21 protein-coding genes are annotated in these 19,447 nt (G+C 71.3%); 8 read left to right on the plus strand and 13 right to left on the minus strand.

What is annotated here, in order from left to right; all coding sequences use genetic code 11:
* The first annotated feature begins 8 nt into the window (after window positions 1–8).
* The 4 genes from AC1DJH_RS25075 to AC1DJH_RS25090 all read left to right on the plus strand — a co-directional run bounded on the left by AC1DJH_RS25075 (window position 9) and on the right by AC1DJH_RS25090 (window position 4,902).
* Window positions 9–1,139, plus strand: a complete 1,131-nt coding sequence (locus AC1DJH_RS25075) for an acyl-CoA dehydrogenase family protein (RefSeq protein WP_478187556.1) — start codon at window positions 9–11, stop codon at window positions 1,137–1,139.
* A gap of 15 nt (window positions 1,140–1,154) precedes the next feature.
* Window positions 1,155–2,357, plus strand: a complete 1,203-nt coding sequence (locus AC1DJH_RS25080) for an acyl-CoA dehydrogenase family protein (protein ID WP_472123499.1) — start codon at window positions 1,155–1,157, stop codon at window positions 2,355–2,357.
* A gap of 39 nt (window positions 2,358–2,396) precedes the next feature.
* Complete coding sequence (locus tag AC1DJH_RS25085) at window positions 2,397–4,010, plus strand: AMP-binding protein (protein ID WP_478187557.1); 1,614 nt, start codon at window positions 2,397–2,399, stop codon at window positions 4,008–4,010.
* 250 nt (window positions 4,011–4,260) lie between these two features.
* Window positions 4,261–4,902: a hypothetical protein gene (locus tag AC1DJH_RS25090; RefSeq protein ID WP_478187558.1), complete on the plus strand. Its 642-nt coding sequence runs from the start codon at window positions 4,261–4,263 to the stop codon at window positions 4,900–4,902.
* Window positions 4,903–5,123: 221 nt separating this feature from the next.
* Here AC1DJH_RS25090 and AC1DJH_RS25095 read toward each other — a convergent pair whose 3' ends face one another.
* Genes AC1DJH_RS25095 through ccmA form a run of 9 tightly spaced genes read right to left on the minus strand, consistent with a single transcriptional unit; the run spans window position 5,124 to window position 11,726 of the window.
* Window positions 5,124–6,005 carry a c-type cytochrome biogenesis protein CcmI/CycH gene (locus AC1DJH_RS25095; protein WP_478187559.1) on the minus strand — a complete coding sequence of 294 codons (882 nt, stop codon included), beginning with the start codon at window positions 6,003–6,005 and terminating at the stop codon, window positions 5,124–5,126.
* Complete coding sequence (locus tag AC1DJH_RS25100; protein WP_472123511.1) at window positions 6,002–6,409, minus strand: cytochrome c-type biogenesis protein; 408 nt, start codon at window positions 6,407–6,409, stop codon at window positions 6,002–6,004. The genes AC1DJH_RS25095 and AC1DJH_RS25100 overlap by 4 nt, the downstream gene beginning before the upstream one ends.
* Entirely contained in the window at window positions 6,402–6,926 is a 525-nt protein-coding gene (locus AC1DJH_RS25105; RefSeq protein ID WP_478187560.1) for a DsbE family thiol:disulfide interchange protein, read from the minus strand. Before AC1DJH_RS25105 ends, AC1DJH_RS25100 begins: the two co-directional genes overlap by 8 nt.
* The gene (locus AC1DJH_RS25110) at window positions 6,923–8,980 is read right to left on the minus strand and encodes a heme lyase CcmF/NrfE family subunit (RefSeq protein WP_478187561.1); all 2,058 of its coding nucleotides are present in this window, start codon (window positions 8,978–8,980) and stop codon (window positions 6,923–6,925) included. Before AC1DJH_RS25110 ends, AC1DJH_RS25105 begins: the two co-directional genes overlap by 4 nt.
* Entirely contained in the window at window positions 8,977–9,426 is a 450-nt protein-coding gene (gene ccmE / locus AC1DJH_RS25115) for a cytochrome c maturation protein CcmE (protein WP_478187562.1), read from the minus strand. The genes AC1DJH_RS25110 and ccmE overlap by 4 nt, the downstream gene beginning before the upstream one ends.
* Window positions 9,423–9,596: a heme exporter protein CcmD gene (gene ccmD / locus AC1DJH_RS25120; protein ID WP_472123522.1), complete on the minus strand. Its 174-nt coding sequence runs from the start codon at window positions 9,594–9,596 to the stop codon at window positions 9,423–9,425. Before ccmD ends, ccmE begins: the two co-directional genes overlap by 4 nt.
* Window positions 9,593–10,372 (minus strand): heme ABC transporter permease CcmC, encoded by a 780-nt coding sequence (ccmC, locus tag AC1DJH_RS25125; RefSeq protein WP_478187563.1) that lies wholly within the window; start codon window positions 10,370–10,372, stop codon window positions 9,593–9,595. Before ccmC ends, ccmD begins: the two co-directional genes overlap by 4 nt.
* Window positions 10,373–10,383: 11 nt before the next feature.
* Window positions 10,384–11,052, minus strand: coding sequence for a heme exporter protein CcmB (ccmB, locus tag AC1DJH_RS25130; protein ID WP_478187667.1), 669 nt, complete (start codon window positions 11,050–11,052; stop codon window positions 10,384–10,386).
* 41 nt (window positions 11,053–11,093) lie between these two features.
* The gene (gene ccmA / locus AC1DJH_RS25135; protein WP_478187564.1) at window positions 11,094–11,726 is read right to left on the minus strand and encodes a cytochrome c biogenesis heme-transporting ATPase CcmA; all 633 of its coding nucleotides are present in this window, start codon (window positions 11,724–11,726) and stop codon (window positions 11,094–11,096) included.
* Between the two features lie 37 nt (window positions 11,727–11,763).
* On the opposite strand from ccmA, the gene AC1DJH_RS25140 reads away from it, so the two are divergent.
* From AC1DJH_RS25140 to AC1DJH_RS25150, 3 genes are read left to right on the plus strand one after another with little or no spacing between them, the layout of a single operon-like run.
* Entirely contained in the window at window positions 11,764–13,341 is a 1,578-nt protein-coding gene (locus AC1DJH_RS25140) for a phytoene desaturase (RefSeq protein WP_478187565.1), read from the plus strand.
* On the plus strand, window positions 13,322–14,437 hold the full coding sequence (locus tag AC1DJH_RS25145) for a phytoene/squalene synthase family protein (RefSeq protein WP_478187566.1): 1,116 nt from the start codon (window positions 13,322–13,324) through the stop codon (window positions 14,435–14,437). The genes AC1DJH_RS25140 and AC1DJH_RS25145 overlap by 20 nt, the downstream gene beginning before the upstream one ends.
* 11 nt (window positions 14,438–14,448) lie before the next feature.
* The gene (locus tag AC1DJH_RS25150; protein WP_478187567.1) at window positions 14,449–14,592 is read left to right on the plus strand and encodes a hypothetical protein; all 144 of its coding nucleotides are present in this window, start codon (window positions 14,449–14,451) and stop codon (window positions 14,590–14,592) included.
* 31 nt (window positions 14,593–14,623) lie between these two features.
* Here the strand turns inward: AC1DJH_RS25150 and AC1DJH_RS25155 are convergent, their stop codons facing one another.
* Genes AC1DJH_RS25155 through crtD form a run of 4 tightly spaced genes read right to left on the minus strand, consistent with a single transcriptional unit; the run spans window position 14,624 to window position 18,453 of the window.
* Entirely contained in the window at window positions 14,624–15,646 is a 1,023-nt protein-coding gene (locus AC1DJH_RS25155; protein WP_478187568.1) for an NAD(P)H-binding protein, read from the minus strand.
* A gap of 9 nt (window positions 15,647–15,655) precedes the next feature.
* Window positions 15,656–16,009: a hypothetical protein gene (locus AC1DJH_RS25160; RefSeq protein WP_478187569.1), complete on the minus strand. Its 354-nt coding sequence runs from the start codon at window positions 16,007–16,009 to the stop codon at window positions 15,656–15,658.
* A gap of 9 nt (window positions 16,010–16,018) precedes the next feature.
* Window positions 16,019–16,942 (minus strand): carotenoid 1,2-hydratase, encoded by a 924-nt coding sequence (locus tag AC1DJH_RS25165; protein WP_478187570.1) that lies wholly within the window; start codon window positions 16,940–16,942, stop codon window positions 16,019–16,021.
* Window positions 16,900–18,453, minus strand: a complete 1,554-nt coding sequence (gene crtD, locus AC1DJH_RS25170; RefSeq protein ID WP_478187571.1) for a 1-hydroxycarotenoid 3,4-desaturase CrtD — start codon at window positions 18,451–18,453, stop codon at window positions 16,900–16,902. Before crtD ends, AC1DJH_RS25165 begins: the two co-directional genes overlap by 43 nt.
* 86 nt (window positions 18,454–18,539) lie before the next feature.
* On the opposite strand from crtD, the gene AC1DJH_RS25175 reads away from it, so the two are divergent.
* Window positions 18,540–19,424: a polyprenyl synthetase family protein gene (locus AC1DJH_RS25175; protein WP_478187572.1), complete on the plus strand. Its 885-nt coding sequence runs from the start codon at window positions 18,540–18,542 to the stop codon at window positions 19,422–19,424.
* The last annotated feature ends 23 nt before the right edge of the window (window positions 19,425–19,447 follow it).

Below are 19,447 nucleotides of genomic sequence, written 5' to 3' on the forward strand. Positions count from 1 at the left end.
GACCTCCCATGGACCTCCAGTACACCCCCGAACAGAACCAGCTGCGCGAAAGCGTGGAGCGCTTCGTGCGCGAGGAATACGACTTCGCGCACCGTCGCAGGCTCGTGGCCAGCGACCGCGGCCACGACGAGCGCCACTGGCGCAGCTACGCCGACTTCGGCTGGCTCGCCGTGCCCTTCAGCGAGGAAGACGGCGGGATCGGCGGCGACGCCACCGACACCGGCATCGTGATGGAAGGCGTGGGCCGCGGCCTGCTGCTGGAGCCCTACCTGGCCAACGTGGTGCTCGCCGGCGGCATGCTCGCCGCGCTGGGCAGCGCGCAGCAGAAGGAGCAGTGGCTGCAGCCGATGATGGCCGGCACGCACAAGCTGGCACTGGCCTATGCGCAGCCGGGTGCGCGCTACGACATTGCGCAGTGCGCCACGACCGCGCGCCGCGACGCGGAAGGCTGGGTGATCGACGGACAGAAGGTGCTGGTGCATGGCGGCGCGGCGGCGGACTTCGTCGTGGTGGTGGCGCGCACGTCGGGCGACGTGGCTGACGCGGACGGGCTCGGCGCCTTCGTGGTCGATGCCAGGACCGCCGGGCTCGGCGTGCGGGGCTACGCGACGCACGACGGCAGCCGCGCGGCGGACCTGCACTTCGACGGCGTGCGCGTGGGCGCGGCGAATCTGCTGAGCTCCGAGGGCGGCGCGCTGCCCGCGCTGGAACGCGTCATCGACCAGGCCATTGCCGCCGTCGCTTCCGAGGCCGTGGGCGCGATGGCCACGCTGGTCGACATGACGCTCGACTACCTCAAGACGCGCCAGCAGTTCGGCCGCCCCATCGGCACCAACCAGGCGCTGCAGCACCGCATGGTCGACATGTACATCGCGCTGGACGAGGCGCGCTCGATGGCGCTGTACGGCGCGCTGATGCTCGCCGAACCCGATGCCGCAGTGCGGCGCAAGGCGCTGTCGGCCACCAAGATCGAGATCGACCGCACGGCGCGCCGCGTGGGCCAGGAGGCCGTGCAGTTGCACGGCGCCATGGGCGTGACCGAGGAGCTGGCCGTGGGTCACTACTTCAAGCGCCTTTCGATGATCGGCGTGAGCTTTGGCGACAGCAGCTGGCACCTGCAGCGCCACGCGCAGTCCTGAAGGCGGGGCAGGGCAATGAACCTCGATCTTTCCGCCGACGAGCAGGCCTTCGAGTCGCAGGTGCGCGAGTTCATCGCGCGCGAGCTGCCGCACGACATCCGCGAGAAGGTGCGGCTCGACCATCACCTGGGCCGAGAGGACTACATGCGCTGGCAGCAGATCCTCGGGCGCAAGGGCTGGTTCACCGGCGCGTGGCCGCGCGCGCACGGCGGCCACGCGTGGACGCCGATGCAGACCATCATCTTCAACCGCGTGGCCGGCGAGCTGCACGGCCCCGAGCTGCAGGTGTTCGGCCCGGCGATGGTGGGGCCGGTGATCTACACCTTCGGCACCGAGGCGCAGAAGGCGCAGCACCTGCCGGCCATCCGCGACTCGTCGGTGTGGTGGTGCCAGGGCTATTCGGAGCCTGGCGCGGGCTCCGACCTGGCGGCACTGCAGACGGCCGCCGAAGACGATGGCGACCACTACCTGGTGAATGGCCAGAAGATCTGGACCTCGTTCGCCCACCATGCCGACTGGATGTTCTGCCTGGTGCGCACCGGCCGCGAGGGCAAGCGGCAGCAGGGCATCTCGTTCCTGCTGATCGACATGAAGACGCCCGGCGTCGAGGTGCAGCCCATTCGCATGATGGACGGGCGCCACTACCTCAACGCCGTGTTCTTCAACAACGCCAGGGTGCCAAAGCGCAACCTCATCGGCGAGGAGGGGCGCGGCTGGACCTATGCCAAGTTCCTGCTCGAACACGAGCGAGTGGAAAACGCCAACCTGCGCTTCATCACCCAGGAGCTGCGCAAGCTGCGCCGCGTGGCCGGCGAAGTGCGCAGCGGCGGCCACCGCCTGGCGGACGACCCGGGCTTCATGGCCGAGCTCGCGTCAGTGGAGGTGCAGTTCAAGGCGCTGGAGGTCGGGCTGCTGCGCACCCTGTCGGACATGCAGGCCGGCGCGCCGGTGGGGGCGGGCAAGTCGTCGTTCATCAAGATACGCGGCACCGAGATTGCGCAGCGCATCACCGAGCTGCTGGTGCAGGCGAGCGGGCCCGATGCCTTGCGCTACCAGCCCGGACTGCTGTTCGGCCAGGGGCGTGAAGAAGCGCTGCTCGGCCCCGAGCACGCGCTGGGCCCGGTGGCCAGCTACCTGTTCTGCCGCGCCATGACCATCTACGGCGGCAGCACCGAAGTGCAGAAAAACATCATGGCCAAGCACGTGCTCGGCCTCTAGACAAAACCAGACAACTTCACGCTCCACCCCCTTCCGACCATGAACGACGACGACATCGACTACCTGCAGGGCGAGAAGCCGCTGCACGAGTACCTGCGCGGCCACGCAAGAAACCACCCCGGCAAGGCTGCACTGGTCTGGTACGGCCGCGCCATCAGCTACGCCGAGCTCGACCGCTGCAGCGACGCCTTCGCGCAGGCGCTGCACGAACGCGGCGTGGGCAAGGGCGACCGCGTGGCGCTGTTCATGCAGAACTGCCCGCAGTACCTCATTGCGCACTTCGGCATCCAGAAGATCGGCGCCATCGTCAGCCCGTGCAGCCCCATGTTCAAGTCGCACGAGTTCGCCTACCAGGTCGGCGACCTGGGCGCCAAAGCGCTGGTGGTGGCCGACCACCTGGTGCCCATCGTGCAGTCGGTGGCCGAGCGGGTGTGCGTGCCGCACGTGTTCAGCGTGCGCTACGCAGACTTCCTGCCGGCCGAGCCCGACGTGCGCGTGCCCGACGAGGTGGCCGCGCGCCGGCCGCTGCCCGCGGGCACGCTCGACTTCCATGCCATCGTGAAGCGCGTCGATCCGGTCGCCCCCACTGTCGCGCTGTCGATGGACGACGTGTCGCTCATGACCTACACCTCGGGCACCACCGGCATGCCCAAGGGCGCGATGCTGAGCTATCGCAACGCGCTGTACAAGACGGCGGTGGGGCAGGAGATGTTCCGCATCCGCGGCGAAGACGTGCTGCTGGCGGCGGCGCCGCTGTACCACATCGCCGGCATGATCTGCGGCGTGACCATGTTGGCCTACACCGGCGCGACGGTGGTGCTGCTCAACCGCATGGACGCGCTGGCCGTGCTGCAGTCGATAGAGCGCAACCGCGTGAGCTGGTGGTACGCCATGGCGCCGATGCTGGTGGCGGCCATGAACGAGCCGGACGCCGGGCGATTCGATTTGTCGTCGCTGCACACCACCATGGCCACCAGCTTCGGCATCAAGCTGACCGAGGAACTGGCCGCGCGCTGGAGCGCCTTCGCCAACGGCTGCCTGGTGTACGAAGCCGGCTATGGCCTGTCGGAGACGCACACCAACGACGTGCTGATGCCGCGCGACGCCGTGCGCTGGGGCACCAACGGCATTCCCGGGCGGGGGGTGGAGCTGAAGATCATCGACGGCGACGGCTGCATCGTGCCCGCCGGCGAGAGCGGCGAAATCGCGGTACGCAGCCGTGGTGTGTTCCATGGCTACTGGAACCGGCCCGACGCCACCGCCGAGGTGCTGCATGACGGCTGGGTGCACACCGGCGACATCGGCCGCATGGACGACCAGGGCTACCTGACCTTCATCGGCCGCGTGAAGGAAATGATCAAGGTGTCGGGCTTCAGCGTGTTCCCGGAGGAGGTGGAGGCCATTCTCATCCTGCACCCCGACGTGCAGCAGGTGGCTGTGATCGGTGTGGCCGACGCCGACAAGGGAGAGGTCATCAAGGCCTTTGTCGTGCCTCGCAACGGCGTGCTCGACCAGGAAGCGTTGCTGCGCTGGGCGCGCGAGAACATGTCGCACTACAAGGTACCGCGACAGGTCGAGCTACGGGAATCGCTGCCCGCAAGCGGCACAGGCAAGGTGCTGCGGCGGCTGCTGCGGGACGCGGCAACGGGCTAGGTCTCGGCGGCTGCCGATGGCCGCGAGGTGCGTGCCTGCATGGCGCGCGCGACCTTCGACGTGGTGGTACTCGGCCTGATGCTGGCAGACGAAAGCGGCCTGACCTCTGCCGTCGGATGCAGCAGCACCATGCGGTGCCGGTGATCTTGCCCACAGCGTGAGAAGGAACGCCTCGTGGCCTGCGGCAAGACAATTGACATCGTGCACGAAACATGACCTGATTCAGCGGCACACCCTCCATGAGTCAACCGTGTTCAAGCTTCTGCAGGCATGTCTGGTCATGTTGGCAACCGGCGCTTTGTCCGGGTCTTGCCTGGCCGCCGTGCGACCGCCTGCACCCGAAGAAGCGCTGGAAGGCACGCTCTTTGCCGGATCGTCGAAGACGCTTTCGGGCGGCGCGCTGGCGTCGTGTGAACTGAGCTTCCTGTCGCTGGTGCGGGATGTCCCCGGCAACGACGATGCGCTGGTCAAGATCGGCGGCACCTTTGTCTTGCGCAGAGCCGCCGACGGCATGGTGTTCTATGCATTGAAGCTGGGCCTCGTCGATGAGGTGAGCGGCCGGGAGGTGCCTTTGGCGCCCACCGAGGCGCTGGTGCTGGCACCCGGTGGACGGGCGCCTTCTCCGCCGATCCGAAAAGAGTCGGCGCCGGGCTTTGCGCTCTATCTGGGCGACTTCGACGATGACATGGCCGCCGCTTACGGCGACATCGTCGGAAAGTACAGGCTGACCCTTCGCTTCAACCGGCGCGCTGGCGCGGAACCCCTCTTCGCTGTGATCGACCTGATGGTGACCGGCGCGCGGATCTCGGGCGACGGCATGGTGCGCATGCGCAGCCATGCGGCCGTCGACGGCTTCTCGGCCTGCACGCAGCAGTTGTTCCAGCGCCATTGACTGCGACGGGGCGCAGACCGCGCCACTCGCCTACAGGATTTTTGCAGCCGTGCGTACGCCCGGCACCCGGTACAGGCAGACACTCCGCAATTCCTTTACTCCCCAAGGAGCAAGCAATGAAAGCACTTCTGCCCATCTGGATCATCGGCGCACCCTTCATCTGGCTGATCTTCGACTGGATGCGCACGCCCAAGCGCTGAGCGCTGAGCGCTGAGCGCTCGCTAAGGCTGCGTCGACGAGATCTGCACCTGGACGTCGTCGCGCGCGACCTCCACCGGCACCGACTCGCCGCGCAGGTCCCCCGACTGGGGCATCGCCTCGCCGTTGCGCGACACGCGCGCGGTGACGATCAGCCGCGCCACCTGCGACAGCTTCTTGCCGCCGTTCATCGGCGAGGTGTCGTCCAGCTTGAAGCGCAGCGGAAATTGCGCTGCGCTGTAGCGCGCGGCCGCAATCGGCATGCCGACGCCGCCCACTTCTCGCGCGAAGACGAAGACCGTGTCGGTCGGCCGCACCGCGGCGGCCAGTTCGGGTGAGAGGCCGATGGTGCCGCTCACCGTGTCTGCGAACCGCGGCGCGCCGGCGCGGGGCGCTTGGCTGGCCAGCAGGGACTTCTGGACCTGGGCCTGCTCGGCCTTCAGCACCGCGTCGTCCGGCGCCAGTGCGAGCGCCAGCGCATAGGCGCGGTTCGCGCTGTCGAAACGCTGTATCGATGCGTACGAGCGCGCCACCAGCGTCCAGCCCGCCACATCGATGGTGCCGGGCGCCTGTCCCTGCATGCGCACGACCATGCTGTCGAGCATCTCCTGCACCGCTTCGGCCGAAGGCTCGGTGGCGTTGTCGGTGGCCGATGCCCGGGCGAGCGCACCGGCGGCAACGGACGCGCCCGCCGGCGAAGGCGTCATCTGCAGCGCGTCGATGTTGCCGATGAAGCCGTAGACGCCGAACGCGAAGACCGCGATCGCGGCGGCGAGCCCCGTGCGCGCGCGCCGCGACAGCGCGACGGCCGGGCCTGCGGCGGCCTGCAGCCCCGCTCCCGACCCCGACAACATCAGCCAGGCGAGGCCCACGAGCCCGGCGGCGGCGATCCAGAAGGCCGTCATGACGCAGGGGCCCCGCGCCCATGGCGGCGAACGATGCGCACCAGCGCGAGCAAGGCGCCGGCCAGGAGCGCGAAGGGCCCGATCCACAGCAGCGCGGTGGTGGCGTTGAAGGCCGGCCGGTACAGCACGAAGTCGCCGTAGCGCTCGACCATGTAGCCCTTGACCTCGTCGGCGCTGCGCCCCTGCGCGAGCTGCTGGCCGATCTGCGCGCGCAGGTCGATCGCCAGGGCCGACTGCGACGCGGCGAGCGTCTCGTTCTGGCACACCAGGCAGCGCAGCTCGGCCGCGATCGCCTGCACGCGCGCGTCGAGCTGCGGGTCGGCGGCCAGCGGCTGCGCTTCGCCGGCCAGCGCGGCAGAGGCGGCGAGCGCCCACGCGCAGCCAAGGAGGGTGCGCCTAGCCATCGAGCTTCCTCACGAGCGGCATCACCGTGTCGCGCAGGATGTCGGGCGTGAGCGGGCCGATCACTTTGTGGCGGATCACGCCCTGCTTGTCGATCACGAAGGTCTCGGGCACGCCGTACACGCCGAAGTCGATGCCCACCAGCCCCTCGCGGTCCGACAGCGAGGCCACATAGGGATTGCCGAAGCGATCGAGCCAGCGCTGCGCATCGGCCGGCGCGTCCTTGTAGTTCAGGCCGTAGATCGGCACCTCGCCGGTGCGGGATGCATCGAGCACCAGCGGATGCTCCAGCCGGCACGCCACGCACCACGAGGCCCAGACGTTCAGCAGCCAGACCTTGCCGCGCATGTCCTGCACGGACAGGGTGCGGCCGGGCTGTTCCAGCACCGGCAGCGTGAAGCCCGGCGCCGGCTTGCCGATCAGCGGCGAGGGCACCTCGCGCGGCTTGAGCGTGAGGCCGGCCGCCATGAAGGCGACCAGCACGCCGGCGGCCAGCAGGGGAATCGCGGCGCGTCTCATGGATGCCTCGTTTCGGTCATGAAGGTCGCCACCCCTTTCATGATGGGCTGGGCCGTCAAACCAGGCAACGGCTGCGGTTGCGGTTGCGGTGGCGCGTCCGCGTGCGCCGCACCTGCAGAGGCCTCTGCGCGCCGCCGCCGCCGCGCGGGTATCGCCATCAGCCCGCCGATCGCCATCAGCAGGCAGCCGCCCCAGATCCAGCCGACGAAGGGCTTGTAGTGGATGCGCACGCTCCACTGCATCGGGCCGATCGGCTCGCCGAGCGACACGTACAGGTCGCGCGTGAAATGGCGGTGGATCGCCGTCTCGGTCATGGGCGTGCGGGTCGCGATGTACAGCCGGCGTTCGGGCGCCATCATGGCCAGAGGCTCGCCGTCGCGCGTGACCGCGAGGGTGGCGCGCGCGGCGATGTAGTTGGGGCCGCGCTGTTCGTTCACGCCCTGGAAGCGGAAGACGTAGGCGCCCAGGGTGGCGGTGTCGCCCGGTCCCATGCGCACGTCGCGCTCCACCGAGTAGCCGCCGACGATGGTCACGCCCACCACGAACACCGCCACCCCGAAATGCGCGCACAGCATGCCGTAGTAGCTGCCGCTTTGCGCCGCCAGCCGGGCGCCCCATGCGCCGGGCGCATGGCCGCGCAGCTTGCCCGCGAGGTTGAGCGCGCAGGTGCTGGCGATCCACATGGCCAGCATCAGGCCGAAGCCGATCATCGGCGTCCAGCGGCCCAGCGCCAGCGGCGCGACCACGGCACTGGCCGCGCTCACGCCCATGGCCCAGCGAAGCCGCCGCGCCAGGTCGCCCACCCGCGCCTGGCGCCATTGCGCCAGCGGGCCGACGCCCATCAGGAACAGGGCCGGTGCCATCAGTGGCACGAACACGGCTTCGAAGTAGGGCGGGCCGACCGACAGCTTGCCCAGGCCCAGCGCATCGACGGCCAGCGGGTACAGCGTGCCCAGCGCCACCGCCGCGCAGGCCACCAGCAGCAGCGCGTTGTTGGCCAGCAGCATCGACTCGCGCGAGACCAGTTCGAAGCGCACCGAGGCCTCCAGCCTGGGCGCGCGCCAGGCAAAGATCGCGAGCGATCCGCAGACCACCACCGCCAGGAACACCAGGATGAACACGCCGCGCGTCGGGTCGGACGCGAAGGCGTGCACCGAGCTGAGCACGCCCGAGCGGACCAGGAAGGTGCCCAGCAGCGAGAGCGAAAACGCCACGATCGCGAGCAGCGCGGTCCAGGCGCGGAAGGCGCCGCGCTTTTCGGTGACGGCCAGCGAATGGATGAGCGCGGTGCCGGCCATCCACGGCATCAGCGACGCGTTTTCCACCGGGTCCCAGAACCACCAGCCGCCCCAGCCGAGCTCGTAGTAGGCCCAGAAGCTGCCCAGCGCGATGCCGCAGGTGAGAAAGCACCAGGCCGCGGTGGTCCACGGGCGCGAGGCACGCGCCCAGGCCGCGTCGAGCCTGCCCGACATCAAGGCGGCCACCGCGAAGGCGAAGGCGACCACGAAGCCGACATAGCCCATGTAGAGCATGGGCGGATGAATGACCATGCCCGGGTCCTGCAGCAGCGGCGTGAGGTCTTGCCCCTCGGCCGCCGCGGGCAGCAGGCGCTCGAAAGGGTTGGAGGTGAACAGCGTGAACAGCAGGAAGCCGCAGCTCACGAAGCCCATCACGCCCAGCACGCGGGCGCGCATCGCCGGGTCCACGCCGCGCGCGAACAGCGTCACGGCCAGCGTCCAGCCCGAGAGGATCAGCGTCCACAGCAGGATCGAGCCTTCGTGCCCGCCCCAGACGGCGGTGATGCGGTAGACCATGGGCAAGGCCGAGTTCGAATGCTGTGCCACATAGAGCACCGAGAAGTCGTTCAGCGCAAAGGCCCGGGTGAGCGCGAGGTAGGCCAGGGCGATGAAGACGAACTGGGCCAGCGCCGCCGGGCCGGCCAGCGCCATCCAGGCCGCATGGCCGCGCGCCGCGCCGGCCAGCGGCAGCGATGCCTGCACCAGCGCCATCGCGAGCGCGAGCACCAGCGCGAAGTGGCCGAGTTCGGGGATCACGGCTCGGCCACCTCCAGCTTGCCCTGGCGCGCTGTCTCCAGCGCGTGGGCGGCCTCGGGCGGCATGTAGTTCTCATCGTGCTTGGCCAGCACCTGGTCGGCCCGGAACACGCCGTCGGCGCCCAGCCGGCCCTGCGCCACCACGCCCTTGCCTTCGCGAAACAGGTCGGGCAACAAGCCCGTGTAGACCACCGGCACCGTGCGCGCGGTGTCGGTCACCACGAAGTGCACCGTCAGGCCCTGCCCGCTGCGCCGGATGCTGCCTTGCTCCACCAGGCCGCCGAGGCGAAAGCCGCGCTCCAGCGGCGCCTCCCTGGCCGCGACCTGCGACGGGCTGAAGAAGAACACCAGGTTGCTGCGGAACGCGTTGAGCACCAGCGCGCTCGCGATGCCCACCGCCGCCAGGCCTGCAAGGATCGCCAGGCCGCGCCGGCCGCGCGCCTTCACGGGAGGTCTCCCACGATGTTTCCAGACTGCGCTGCCCGCAGCCCGCGGCGCCTGGCGCGAAGCTGCACCGCTTCGAGCAGCACCACCAGCGCCGCCATGCCGAAGGCGCCCCACACGTAGAGGCCGTAGCCGCCCATTGCGACGAAGTCGCTCCAGCCGTTCCAGTTCATCGGGCCTCCAGTGCGCGGCGGGCCCAGGCCGTGTCGCGCTCGCGCTCGAGCATCAGGGTGCGAAGCCGCAGCAGGCTCACGGCAATGCAGTAGAGCCACACCGCCGCGACCATCACCAGCATGCCGGTGAGCATCGGCGTGGCCATGCTCGGCGCCTTCGACAGGCTGACCGACGCGCCCTGGTGCAGCGTGTTCCACCACTTCACCGAGAAATAGATGATGGGCACGTTGACCACGCCCACCAGCGCCAGCACCGCGGCCGCGCGGTCGGCGCGCCGCACGTCGTCGATGGCGCCGTGCAGCGCCAGGAAGCCGAGGTAGAGGAACAGCAGGATCAGCTCGGAGGTGAGCCGCGCATCCCACACCCACCAGGCGCCCCAGGTCGGCTTGCCCCACAGCGCGCCGGTCCACAGCGCCAGGAAGGTCATGAGCGCGCCTGTGGGGGCGAGGGCGCGCGCGAACATGGCCGGCAGCCGTGCGTTGAAGGCCAGGCCGATGCCGGCCCAGAAGGCCATCGCGAGGTACAGCACCATCGACATCCAGGCGACCGGCACGTGCACGAAGATGATCCGGTAGGCCTCGCCCTGCTGGGCGTCGGTGGGCGCGATGCCCAGCCCGATCAGCAGGCCGGCCACGGCGAGCGCTGCCGCCAGCAGCGCCGACACCGTCGCGATGCGGCCCGCCACCGGATAGAAGCGGGCGGGCGACGCGAGCGCGAAGAGGCTGCCCGCAGGCGCCCTGCGTGCGGGCGATGCCGAGGTGGTGACGAAAGACATGGCGAGTCCTTTCATTCGAACGCGATGCGCAGCGCAGCGGCGGCCGCCGGCGGCGCGCCCGCCAGGGCCAGCACCAGCATGGCGCCGAGCAGCGAGAAATGGCCGGCCACGCCCATGCCGGCGTTGCTGGCATCCACCGCGTTGGCGCCGAAGATCAGCACCGGCACCACCAGCGGCAGCACCAGCAGCGACAGCAGCATGCCGGCGCCGCGCACGCCCACGGTGAGCGCCGCGCCGATCGCGCCGACCAGGCTCAGCACCGGCGTGCCCAGCAGCAGCGACGCGGCCAGCACGCCCATCGCGTGCGGCGCCAGGCCGAACTGCAGCGCCAGGAGCGGCGAGACCAGCGCCAGTGGCAGCCCCGTGCAGAGCCAGTGCGCCAGGGCCTTGCCCAGCACCAGCAGCGCGAGCGGCGTGGCCGAGAGCAGTTGCGACTCGAGCGTGCCGTCCTGCAGGTCGTCGGCGAACAGGCGCGCCAGCGACACCATCGAGGCCAGCAATGCGGCGACCCAGACGATGCCCGGCGCCATGCGGCGCAGCAGCTCCGGCTCGGGGCCGATGCCCAGCGGAAAGAGGCTCACCACGATCACGAAGAACAGCAGCGCGGCCAGCGGGTCGGCGGGGCGCCGCCAGGCCAGGCGCAGGTCGCGCTCGACCAGGCAGGCAACGCCCTGCAGCATGCCGGGCTGCGCGACCGGTGCGGCGGGCAGCGCGAGGGTGTTCACAGCGCCAGCTCCATCTGCGGCATGCCGTGGGGAAATGACAGCGCCGCATCGTGGCTGGTGAGCAGCACCACGCCACCGCGCTGCACCTGCGCGGCGATGCCGTGCACCAGCCACGCCGACGCCGCGCCGTCGAGCGCCTCGAAGGGCTCGTCGAGTACCCACAGCGGCGCCTGCGCGCCAAGCGCGAGCCGCGCGAGCGCGGCGCGSCGGCGCTGGCCTTGCGACAGGCTGCGCGCCGGCGTGCGTTCCCTGCCCTGAAGGCCGACGGCGCCGAGCGCGGACACCACCTCGGGCCCGGTGGCGCAGTGGCCCGACAGGCGGGCAGCCAGCTGCAGGTTCTCGCTCGCGCTCAGGTCGTCCTTGAGCGCCGCCGCATGGCCGATATAGATCAACTGGCGATGAAAGGCCTCGCGCAACTGGCCGATGCCTGTGCCCTCCCACAGCACCTGGCCCTCGGCGGGCCGCAGCAGCCCGCAGACCAGCCGCAGCAGGCTGGTCTTGCCCGCGCCGTTGGGCCCCTTCACCCGCAGCAGCCGGCCGGCGCGCACCGAAAGATTCAGTCCGCTGAACACGGCACGGCCGCCGCGCACGCAAGCCAGTTCGCGAAGTTCAAGCGTCGGGCAGACCATGTTGTCAATTTAACCTGACACTCATACTATGTGCAAGATGTTGACAACCACAGTCCAGGCCGCGCCGCCGGTCCGTGCCGCAAGCGCCCGCGCCTCGGGCCCGCGCGCGCAGCCGGAGGCGATCGTCATCGGCAGCGGTTTCGGCGGACTGGCGGCTGCCGTGCGGCTGGGCGCGCGCGGCTACCGCGTGACGGTGCTGGAGCAGCTGGACGCGCCCGGCGGCCGCGCCTATGTGTACCGGCAGGACGGCTTCACCTTCGACGCCGGCCCCACGGTGATCACCGCGCCGTTCCTGTTCGAGGAGCTGTGGGCGCTGTGCGGCAGGCGCCTGGCCGACGACGTCGAGCTGCGCCCGGTGTCGCCCTTCTATCGCATCCGTTTCGACGACGGCACCACCTTCGACTATTCGGGCGACGCCGAGGCCATGCGCGCCGAGGTGGCGCGCCTGGCGCCCGGCGACGTGCAGGGCTACGAGAACTTCCTGAAGGCCAGCGAGGCGATCTACAAGGTCGGCTTCGAGCAGCTGGGCGACGTGCCTTTCGACCGCTGGAGCGACATGGCGCGCGTGCTGCCGCAACTGCTCAAGCTGGAGGCCTACCGCACGGTGCATTCGCTGGCCGGCAAGCATGTGCGCGACGAGCGGCTGCGCATGGTGCTCACCTTCCAGTCGCTGCTGGTCGGCGGCAACCCCTTTGCGACCACTTCGGTCTACTGCCTCATCGCGTTCCTGGAGCGCCGCTGGGGCGTGCATTTCGCGATGGGCGGCACCGGCAGCCTGGTGAAGGGGCTGGTGTCGCTGATCGAAGGGCAGGGCGGCAGCGTGCGATGCCGCCAGGCGGTGGCCGAGATCACCGTGAAGAACGGCACCGCCACAGGCGTGCGAATGGCCGACGGCAGCACGCTGCGGGCCGACGTGGTGGTCTCCAATGCCGACTCGGCCTGGACCTACCGGCACCTGGTCGCGCCCGAACACCGCCGGCGCTGGACCGACCGCCGCATCGAGAAGGCGCGCTATTCGATGAGCCTGTTCGTGTGGTACTTCGGCACGCGCCGCCAGTACCCCGGCGTGGCGCACCACACCATTGCGCTCGGCCCGCGCTACGAGGCGCTGCTGTCGGACATCTTCGTGCGCAAGCACCTGGCCGAGGACTTCAGCCTCTACCTGCACCGGCCGACCGCCACCGATCCTTCGCTGGCGCCGCCAGGGTGCGATGCCTTCTACGTGCTGTCGCCCGTGCCGCACCTGCAAGGCGGCACCGACTGGCGGCGCCAGGCCGAGCCCTACCGGCTGGCGATCCAGAAGAAGCTGCAGGCGACCTTGCTGCCCGACCTGGAGAACCAGATCGCCAGTTCGCGCCTGCTGACCCCGCAGGACTTCCAGGACCGGCTCTCGTCCTTTCGCGGCGCGGCCTTCGGGCTGGAGCCGGTGCTGTCGCAGAGCGCGTGGTTCCGCCCGCACAACCGCAGCGAAGACATAGACCGCCTGTACCTCGTGGGGGCGGGCACCCATCCCGGCGCCGGCTTGCCCGGCGTTCTTTCATCGGCCCGCATCCTGGACACGGTGGTGCCTCATGCAGATTCGCTCGCTTCCCGTCATGCCAGCCCCGCCCGCTGAGACGCTGCTGGGCACCGTGCGAGGCGCACCGCGCGCCCGCATCGACCCCGCGGACATCGCCGCCTGCCGCGCGGCGCTGCGGCAGGGCTCGCGCACCTTTCTCGCGGCCTCGCTGCTGCTGCCGCGCGAGGTGCGCGACGCGGCCTGCGCGCTCTATGCCTTTTGCCGCATGGCCGACGACGCGGTGGACCAGGGTGCCGACGAAGCCGCCGCGGTGGCAATGCTGCGCGCGCGGCTCGCGCGCATCTACGACGCGGGTGCGCCGGGCTCGGCGCTGGCCGCGCCCGCCGACCGCGCACTGGCCGGCGTGGTGGGCGCCTTCGACATTCCGCGCGCCCTGCCCGAGGCCCTGATCGAGGGCTTCGCCTGGGATGCCGAGGGCCGCAGCTACGAGACGCTCGAAGACCTGCATGCCTACGCGGCCCGCGTGGCCGGCACCGTCGGCGCGATGATGGCTTTGCTCATGCGGGCCCGCTCGCCGGAGGCGGTGGCGCGCGCCTGCGACCTGGGCGTAGCGATGCAGCTGTCGAACATCGCGCGCGACGTGGGCGAAGACGCGGCCATGGGCCGGCTCTACCTGCCGCGCCAATGGATGCGCGAGGCCGGCATCGACCCGCAAGCCTGGCTGGCGCGGCCGGTCTTCACGCCGGCGCTGGGGTCGGTGGTGCGGCGCCTGCTGGCGGCCGCTGACGTGCTCTACGCGCGGGTGGGCAGCGGCGTCGCCCGGTTGCCGCTGGCTTGCAGGCCGGGCATCAATGCGGCGCGCTTCCTGTATGCCGACATCGGCGGGCAGGTGCAACGCGCCGGCTGCGATTCGGTGAGCGCGCGCGCCGTCGTGCCCACCACGCGCAAGCTGGGCTTGCTGCTGCGCGCGCTGGTCGCCGTGCGACCCGGTCGCGCAAGCGATGCGTGGCCGGTGCTGGCGGCCAATGCCTTTCTGGTCGACGCGGTGTCGGCCACCGCGCCGCGCGCGACGGCGGCACGCAAGCGCAGCCCCTCGGAAAGCGTGGTCTGGGTCATCGATCTCTTCGAGCGGCTGGAGCGGCTGGAGCGGCGTGAACGCGGCAAGTCGGCGCGCCCCGCCACGCCTGCCTGAGAACACCGGCCATGAGCTCGGGCCTGATCATCACGCTCGAGATGCTCGGCGTGCTCGGGGTGGTGGTGGGTTTCGGCTTCTGGGAGCTGTATGCGCTGCGGCGCGACAAGAAGAAGCAAAGGCCCGGGCCCGCGCCGCGCGACGACGGGCCCTGAGCACCGCGCCGCCGCCGCGCGGTGCCTTCCATCAGAACACCGCGTGGTCGCCGCGCTGCGGCAGCGCCGCGCCGTGCGCGAGGCCGGCATAGAAATCGGACAGCGTCTCGCGCCCGGTCGACGGCGTGGCCGCCGCGTCGTAGCGGCCGGTGCGGGCGTCAAGCACCAGCATCGATTCGGTGGCGTAGTAGCGGCCGATGCGCGCCAGTTCGGCCTTGGCCGCCAGCGCCGGCATCACGTGGCCGAGCGCAGCCAGCCCGCTCACGATGGCGTCGAGCATCGCCACCGGCACCTGCCTGAAGCGCGGCGGCCGGCCCAACGCACTGAACAGCGCCTCCCCCTGCTCGCGCGGTGTGATCGCCGGTCCGGGCCCGCCGATGGGCAGCACCCGGTTGCGGCGGTGCGGGTCGTCCAGGCAGTCGGCCAGGTAGGCCGCCAGGTCGGCGTCGCTCACCGGCTTGCAGGCAGTCAGGCGGCCGTCGCCGAACACCAGGAACGGCTGGCCGCGCCGTACCCGTTCGACCTGCCCCGACAGGGACTTGAAGAAGGCGGTGGGCCGCACGATCGAATAATCGACGCCGCTTTCGGCCAGCTCTTTTTCGAAGGCCAGCTTGGCCTGCTGGAACGCGAGCAGGGGCTTCTGCACGCACATCGCCGACAGCAGCACCACATGCGACACGCCCGCCGCCTGCGCGGCATGCAACGCCTGCACATGCGCGAGGTGGTCGATGGCCCAGGCGTCCGCGGGCGCGCCGCTGCGCGAGGCCAGGCACGAGACCAGGGCGTCGAAGCGCTCGCCGCGAAACCCGTCGCGCGCGAGCGATGCGGCATCGGTCGCCTCTCCCAGCCGGAGCGTCGCTCCCGCCAGCAGGCGCGCGCTGTCTTCCGCCGCCAACCGGCCGCCGACACCGGCCCGAGGGCGCACCAAGCACACGACCTCGTGGCCGCGCGCCACCAGTGCGCGCACGGTCGCGCAGCCGATGGTGCCGGTCGCGCCGAGCACGAACACACGGCGCGGACGCAGTGAAGATGAAGCTGAAATCGGGTGCTGCACGGTCTTTCCTCAGTTCGCGCGGCGCCCCGGCCGCCAGACGCCGAGGGCCGCCGCGGCGAGCGCCAGGGCCAACGCCAGGACCAGGGTGGCAATGCCCGCGCCGAACCAGACCGCCGGTGCGATCAACAGCATCAGCAGCATCTTGCCCAGCATCCAGCGCTCCTCGAGCCAGGCCGGGCGCGCGGCAATGCCCAGGAGGCCGCTGGCGATGAGCAGCAGCAGCGCCGGCCCGGTCAACCACCGGGCGACCGCCGCGGCGGCGGCGGCGGAAAGCGGGTCGGTGCGCGCGAGCAGCAGCTGCGCGGCCAGTCCGCCCGCCAGGCCCGCCAGGCCGATCAGATGCAGGAACTTGAAGAGCCGCACGGCGTGCCTTCAGCGCAGGGCGCGCGGCATGCGAAAGGGCAGCATCGCGCGGCACCAGGGCGTGTCCAGCCGCGTGAGCGACAGGCTCTCGTGCACGGCCGGCGCGCGCTCGCCCTGCAGCGTGGTCTCGATCAGGCTGCGCGCATAGAAGGGTGCGTCCTCGAAGGTGCGGCGCAGCGCCGGCACAGCGCCCGCGTCGCAGCGGGTGGGGCGGTCCAGCCGCCAGCCGCTGCGCGCCAGCGCGGCCGGCGGCGGTGCGTCGAACCCTCTCGCTTCGCCGTGGGCATCGAAGCCGAGTGCGAGCAGCGCGGTGCTGCCGTCGCGGCGCGCCACCTCGAACAGCACCGCCGAGCGGCCTTGGCTGCGCGCGCTGCGCGACCAGGACCAGTGCGCGAAGTCGGCTTCCAACGGCCGGTCACCCGTGTTCGCGTCGATGTAGCCGGTGCCCTGCCACCGGCAGGCGGGCTGCTCGAAGGCCACCTCCACACGCGCGCTGGGCGTGATCGGCTGCCAGCGGTGGCGCCCCGCGGCATCCAGCGCAAAAGAACGGTTGGCCAGCGCGCGCGGATGCACCCGCACCCGGCCCCGCAGCCGCGACGGCAGCGGGGCCGTCAGCTCGTCGATGTCGATCACCAGCGCATCGCCCTCCCAATGCATGCGGCTCGCGCCGACCTGCAGCGACGCGGCGTCGCGCTGCACGCTGGCGCGGCGGCGCTCGGTCATGGCCCAGCGCGACAGGCTGCGCGCAGGGCCGTACAGCGCCACGTTGATCGCGCAATGGTCCAGCGGGTCGGCCACGCCGCCATGGCGCCCGCGGGCCCAGGCGTAGTAGGGCGAGAACACGCTGCCGACGAAACCGATGACGGTGAGGCCGTGCTGTCCGTCGTCGCTCAGCGCATCGACATACCACCAGGCATAGCCGCCGGGCGCCACCGCGAGGTCGAAGCGCGGTCGGCCAGCAGGCTGGCCGCCGCCAGCCGGCCCGACAGCGCCGCCATCGGAACGCCCGGACCCGGGTGCGTGCTGCCGCCCGCCAGGTACAGGCCCGGCAGGCGGCTGCGCGCCCCCGGGCGCGAGAAGCTCGCCGCCCAGCCGTGCGAGGCCTGGCCGTAGAGCGCGCCCCCCGTCCCCGGAAACAGCTGCTCGAACTGCCGCGGCGTGGTGACCTGCATCTGCGCCGCCTCGCAGTCCAGCCGCAGGCCGCAACGGGCCAGCCGCGCGAAGGTTGTCTGCTGGCATGTGCGGATCTCCTTTGGGGTGAAGGTGTGGGTGTCGCCCGACGGCGGGGCGTTGACGATGCACAGCAGCCGTTCGGGGCCGGCGGTGGCGGGGGCCGAGCCAGGCGCCTCGTGGGCCGGGCGGTCCTGCGCGCAGACGTACACCGTCGGCTCCGACGGCAGTCGCCCGCGGCGCAGGATGTCGTCGAACTCGGCCGCGTAGTCGCGCGAGAAGAAGACCGAGTGGCGCATGAGCGGGAAGCCGTGCGCCTCGGCCCGCAGGTTGAAGGTGAGCGCCGAGAGCGAGCGTTCGGGCCGGGCCCTGGCCGGCACGGCGCGCGCGCCGTGCGAGCCCAGGAGGCCCCGGCCGAGCGCCGCGACGTCGCCGTTGAAGACCACCGCGCCGGACTCCACCCGTTCGCCGCTGGCCAGCCGCACGCCGACGGCCCGGCCGCCGCAGACCAGGATGTCGGCCACCTCGGCGCCGTACTGCAGCCGCGCGCCACGCTCGGCGGCCAGGCGCGCCAGCATCTGCGCGATGCGGTGCATGCCGCCTTCCACCAGCCACACGCCCTGCTGTTCGACATGGGCCACCAGCATCAGCGTGGCCGGCGCGAGCCAGGGCGAGGCGCCGCAGTAGGTGGCATAGCGCCCGAAGAGCTGCCGCAGCCGCGGATCGCGAAAGTACCCGCCCAGTTCGTTCCACAGGTTGGCGAAAGGCGAGATGCGCGCGAGCGCCGGCATGCCGCGCAAACCGGCGCGCGCCACCAGCGACAGCGGCGTGGGGCGGGTGCCGCGCAGGAAAGGGCCTTCCAGCGTGTCGTAAATCTGTGCGGCCCGCACCTGGAACGCGCGGTAGCCTCGGGCGGCCTCGGCGCCCGCGAAGCCGCCGATGGCGTCGGCGCTGCGTTCGGCGTCAGCGAACAGATCGAGCCGCGAGCCGTCGTCCCAGGCGTGGCGCGCGAGCACCTCGGCGCGCTGCAGACGCAGGTGGTCTTCCAGCCGCGTGCCGGCGCGCGCGAGCAGTTCGTCGAACACCCAGCGCATCGTGAAGACGGTGGGCCCGGCGTCCATGCGCGCGCCGTCGACCTCCAGCTCGCGCATCTTGCCGCCCGGCGTGGGCGCGCGCTCGATCACATGCACGTCCATGCCGCGCGAGGCCAGCTCCAGCGCCGCGCACAGGCCGCCGACGCCGGCACCGACGATCACGACGCGATCGCCTGTCATCGCTTGCCCGGTTGACGATGGGAGTGCATGTGTCTATTCTAATTGACACTTGAGTGTGACTATCAAATATTACAGAGGTGCTCCAGATGAAACCGCTCACGCGCATCGAACATTCGCTCGCCATGGCCGTCTCCCAGGGCGAGGCGCCCGGATGCCCCACCAAGCTGGCCGGCGCGATCCGGCATGCGGTGTTTCCCGGCGGCGCCCGGGTGCGGCCGCAGCTGTGCCTGGCGGTGGCGGCCGCCTGCGGCGACGACGACCCCGAACTCTCGAGCGCCACGGCCAGCGCCATCGAGCTGCTGCATTGCGCGTCGCTGGTGCATGACGACCTGCCGTGCTTCGACAACGCGCCCACCCGGCGCGGGCGCGCCTCGGTGCACTACGCCTACGGCCAGAGCCTGGCGGTGCTGGCGGGCGATGCGCTGATCATCCTGGCCTTCCAGACGCTGACCGCGGGCGCCGCGCGCTCGCCCCAGCGCCTGCCCGCCTTGCTCACCATGGTGGCGCAGAGCGTGGGCATGCCCTTCGGTGCCGTCGCCGGCCAGGCCTGGGAGTCGGAGCCGCGGGTGAACCTGCGCGACTACCAGCGCGCCAAGACCGGCGCTCTCTTTGCCGCCGCGACCATGGGCGGCGCGCAGGCCGCGGGCGCCGATCCGCAACCCTGGCGCGCTTTCGGCGACTGGCTCGGCGAGGCCTACCAGGCGGCCGACGACATTCGCGACGTGATCGGCGACCCCAGCGTGCTGGGCAAGCCGGCCGGCCGCGACCTGGCCTTGCTGCGGCCCAGCGCGGCGACCGAGCTGGGGCTCGAGGGCGCGGCCCGGTACTTCGACGAACTGGTCGCGCGCGCCATCGACGCGGTGCCCGACTGCGCCGGCTCGGCGGGCCTGCGCGCCCTGGTGCGCAACGAGGCCGAGCGCCTGGTGCCGCCGGCATCGCGCGGCGAAGTGATGCGCGCGGCGGCGGCCTGATCCGCCGCCCGCGCCTGAGGCCC

It is taken from the genome of Variovorax sp. 10N412, assembly GCF_056394985.1.

Coding starts and splice junctions, on each gene's coding strand:
- ccmB (WP_478187667.1), bottom strand. CDS start 11,052: ATGCTGCAGGGCGTTGCCTGCCTGGTCGAGCGCGACCTGCGCCTGGCC.
- AC1DJH_RS25145 (WP_478187566.1), top strand. CDS start 13,322: ATGCCAGCCCCGCCCGCTGAGACGCTGCTGGGCACCGTGCGAGGCGCA.
- AC1DJH_RS25100 (WP_472123511.1), bottom strand. CDS start 6,409: ATGGCTAGGCGCACCCTCCTTGGCTGCGCGTGGGCGCTCGCCGCCTCT.
- AC1DJH_RS25080 (WP_472123499.1), top strand. CDS start 1,155: ATGAACCTCGATCTTTCCGCCGACGAGCAGGCCTTCGAGTCGCAGGTG.
- AC1DJH_RS25095 (WP_478187559.1), bottom strand. CDS start 6,005: ATGACGGCCTTCTGGATCGCCGCCGCCGGGCTCGTGGGCCTCGCCTGG.
- AC1DJH_RS25075 (WP_478187556.1), top strand. CDS start 9: ATGGACCTCCAGTACACCCCCGAACAGAACCAGCTGCGCGAAAGCGTG.
- ccmC (WP_478187563.1), bottom strand. CDS start 10,372: ATGTCTTTCGTCACCACCTCGGCATCGCCCGCACGCAGGGCGCCTGCG.
- AC1DJH_RS25140 (WP_478187565.1), top strand. CDS start 11,764: ATGTTGACAACCACAGTCCAGGCCGCGCCGCCGGTCCGTGCCGCAAGC.
- AC1DJH_RS25085 (WP_478187557.1), top strand. CDS start 2,397: ATGAACGACGACGACATCGACTACCTGCAGGGCGAGAAGCCGCTGCAC.
- AC1DJH_RS25175 (WP_478187572.1), top strand. CDS start 18,540: ATGAAACCGCTCACGCGCATCGAACATTCGCTCGCCATGGCCGTCTCC.
- crtD (WP_478187571.1), bottom strand. CDS start 18,453: ATGACAGGCGATCGCGTCGTGATCGTCGGTGCCGGCGTCGGCGGCCTG.
- AC1DJH_RS25105 (WP_478187560.1), bottom strand. CDS start 6,926: ATGAGACGCGCCGCGATTCCCCTGCTGGCCGCCGGCGTGCTGGTCGCC.
- AC1DJH_RS25150 (WP_478187567.1), top strand. CDS start 14,449: ATGAGCTCGGGCCTGATCATCACGCTCGAGATGCTCGGCGTGCTCGGG.
- ccmD (WP_472123522.1), bottom strand. CDS start 9,596: ATGAACTGGAACGGCTGGAGCGACTTCGTCGCAATGGGCGGCTACGGC.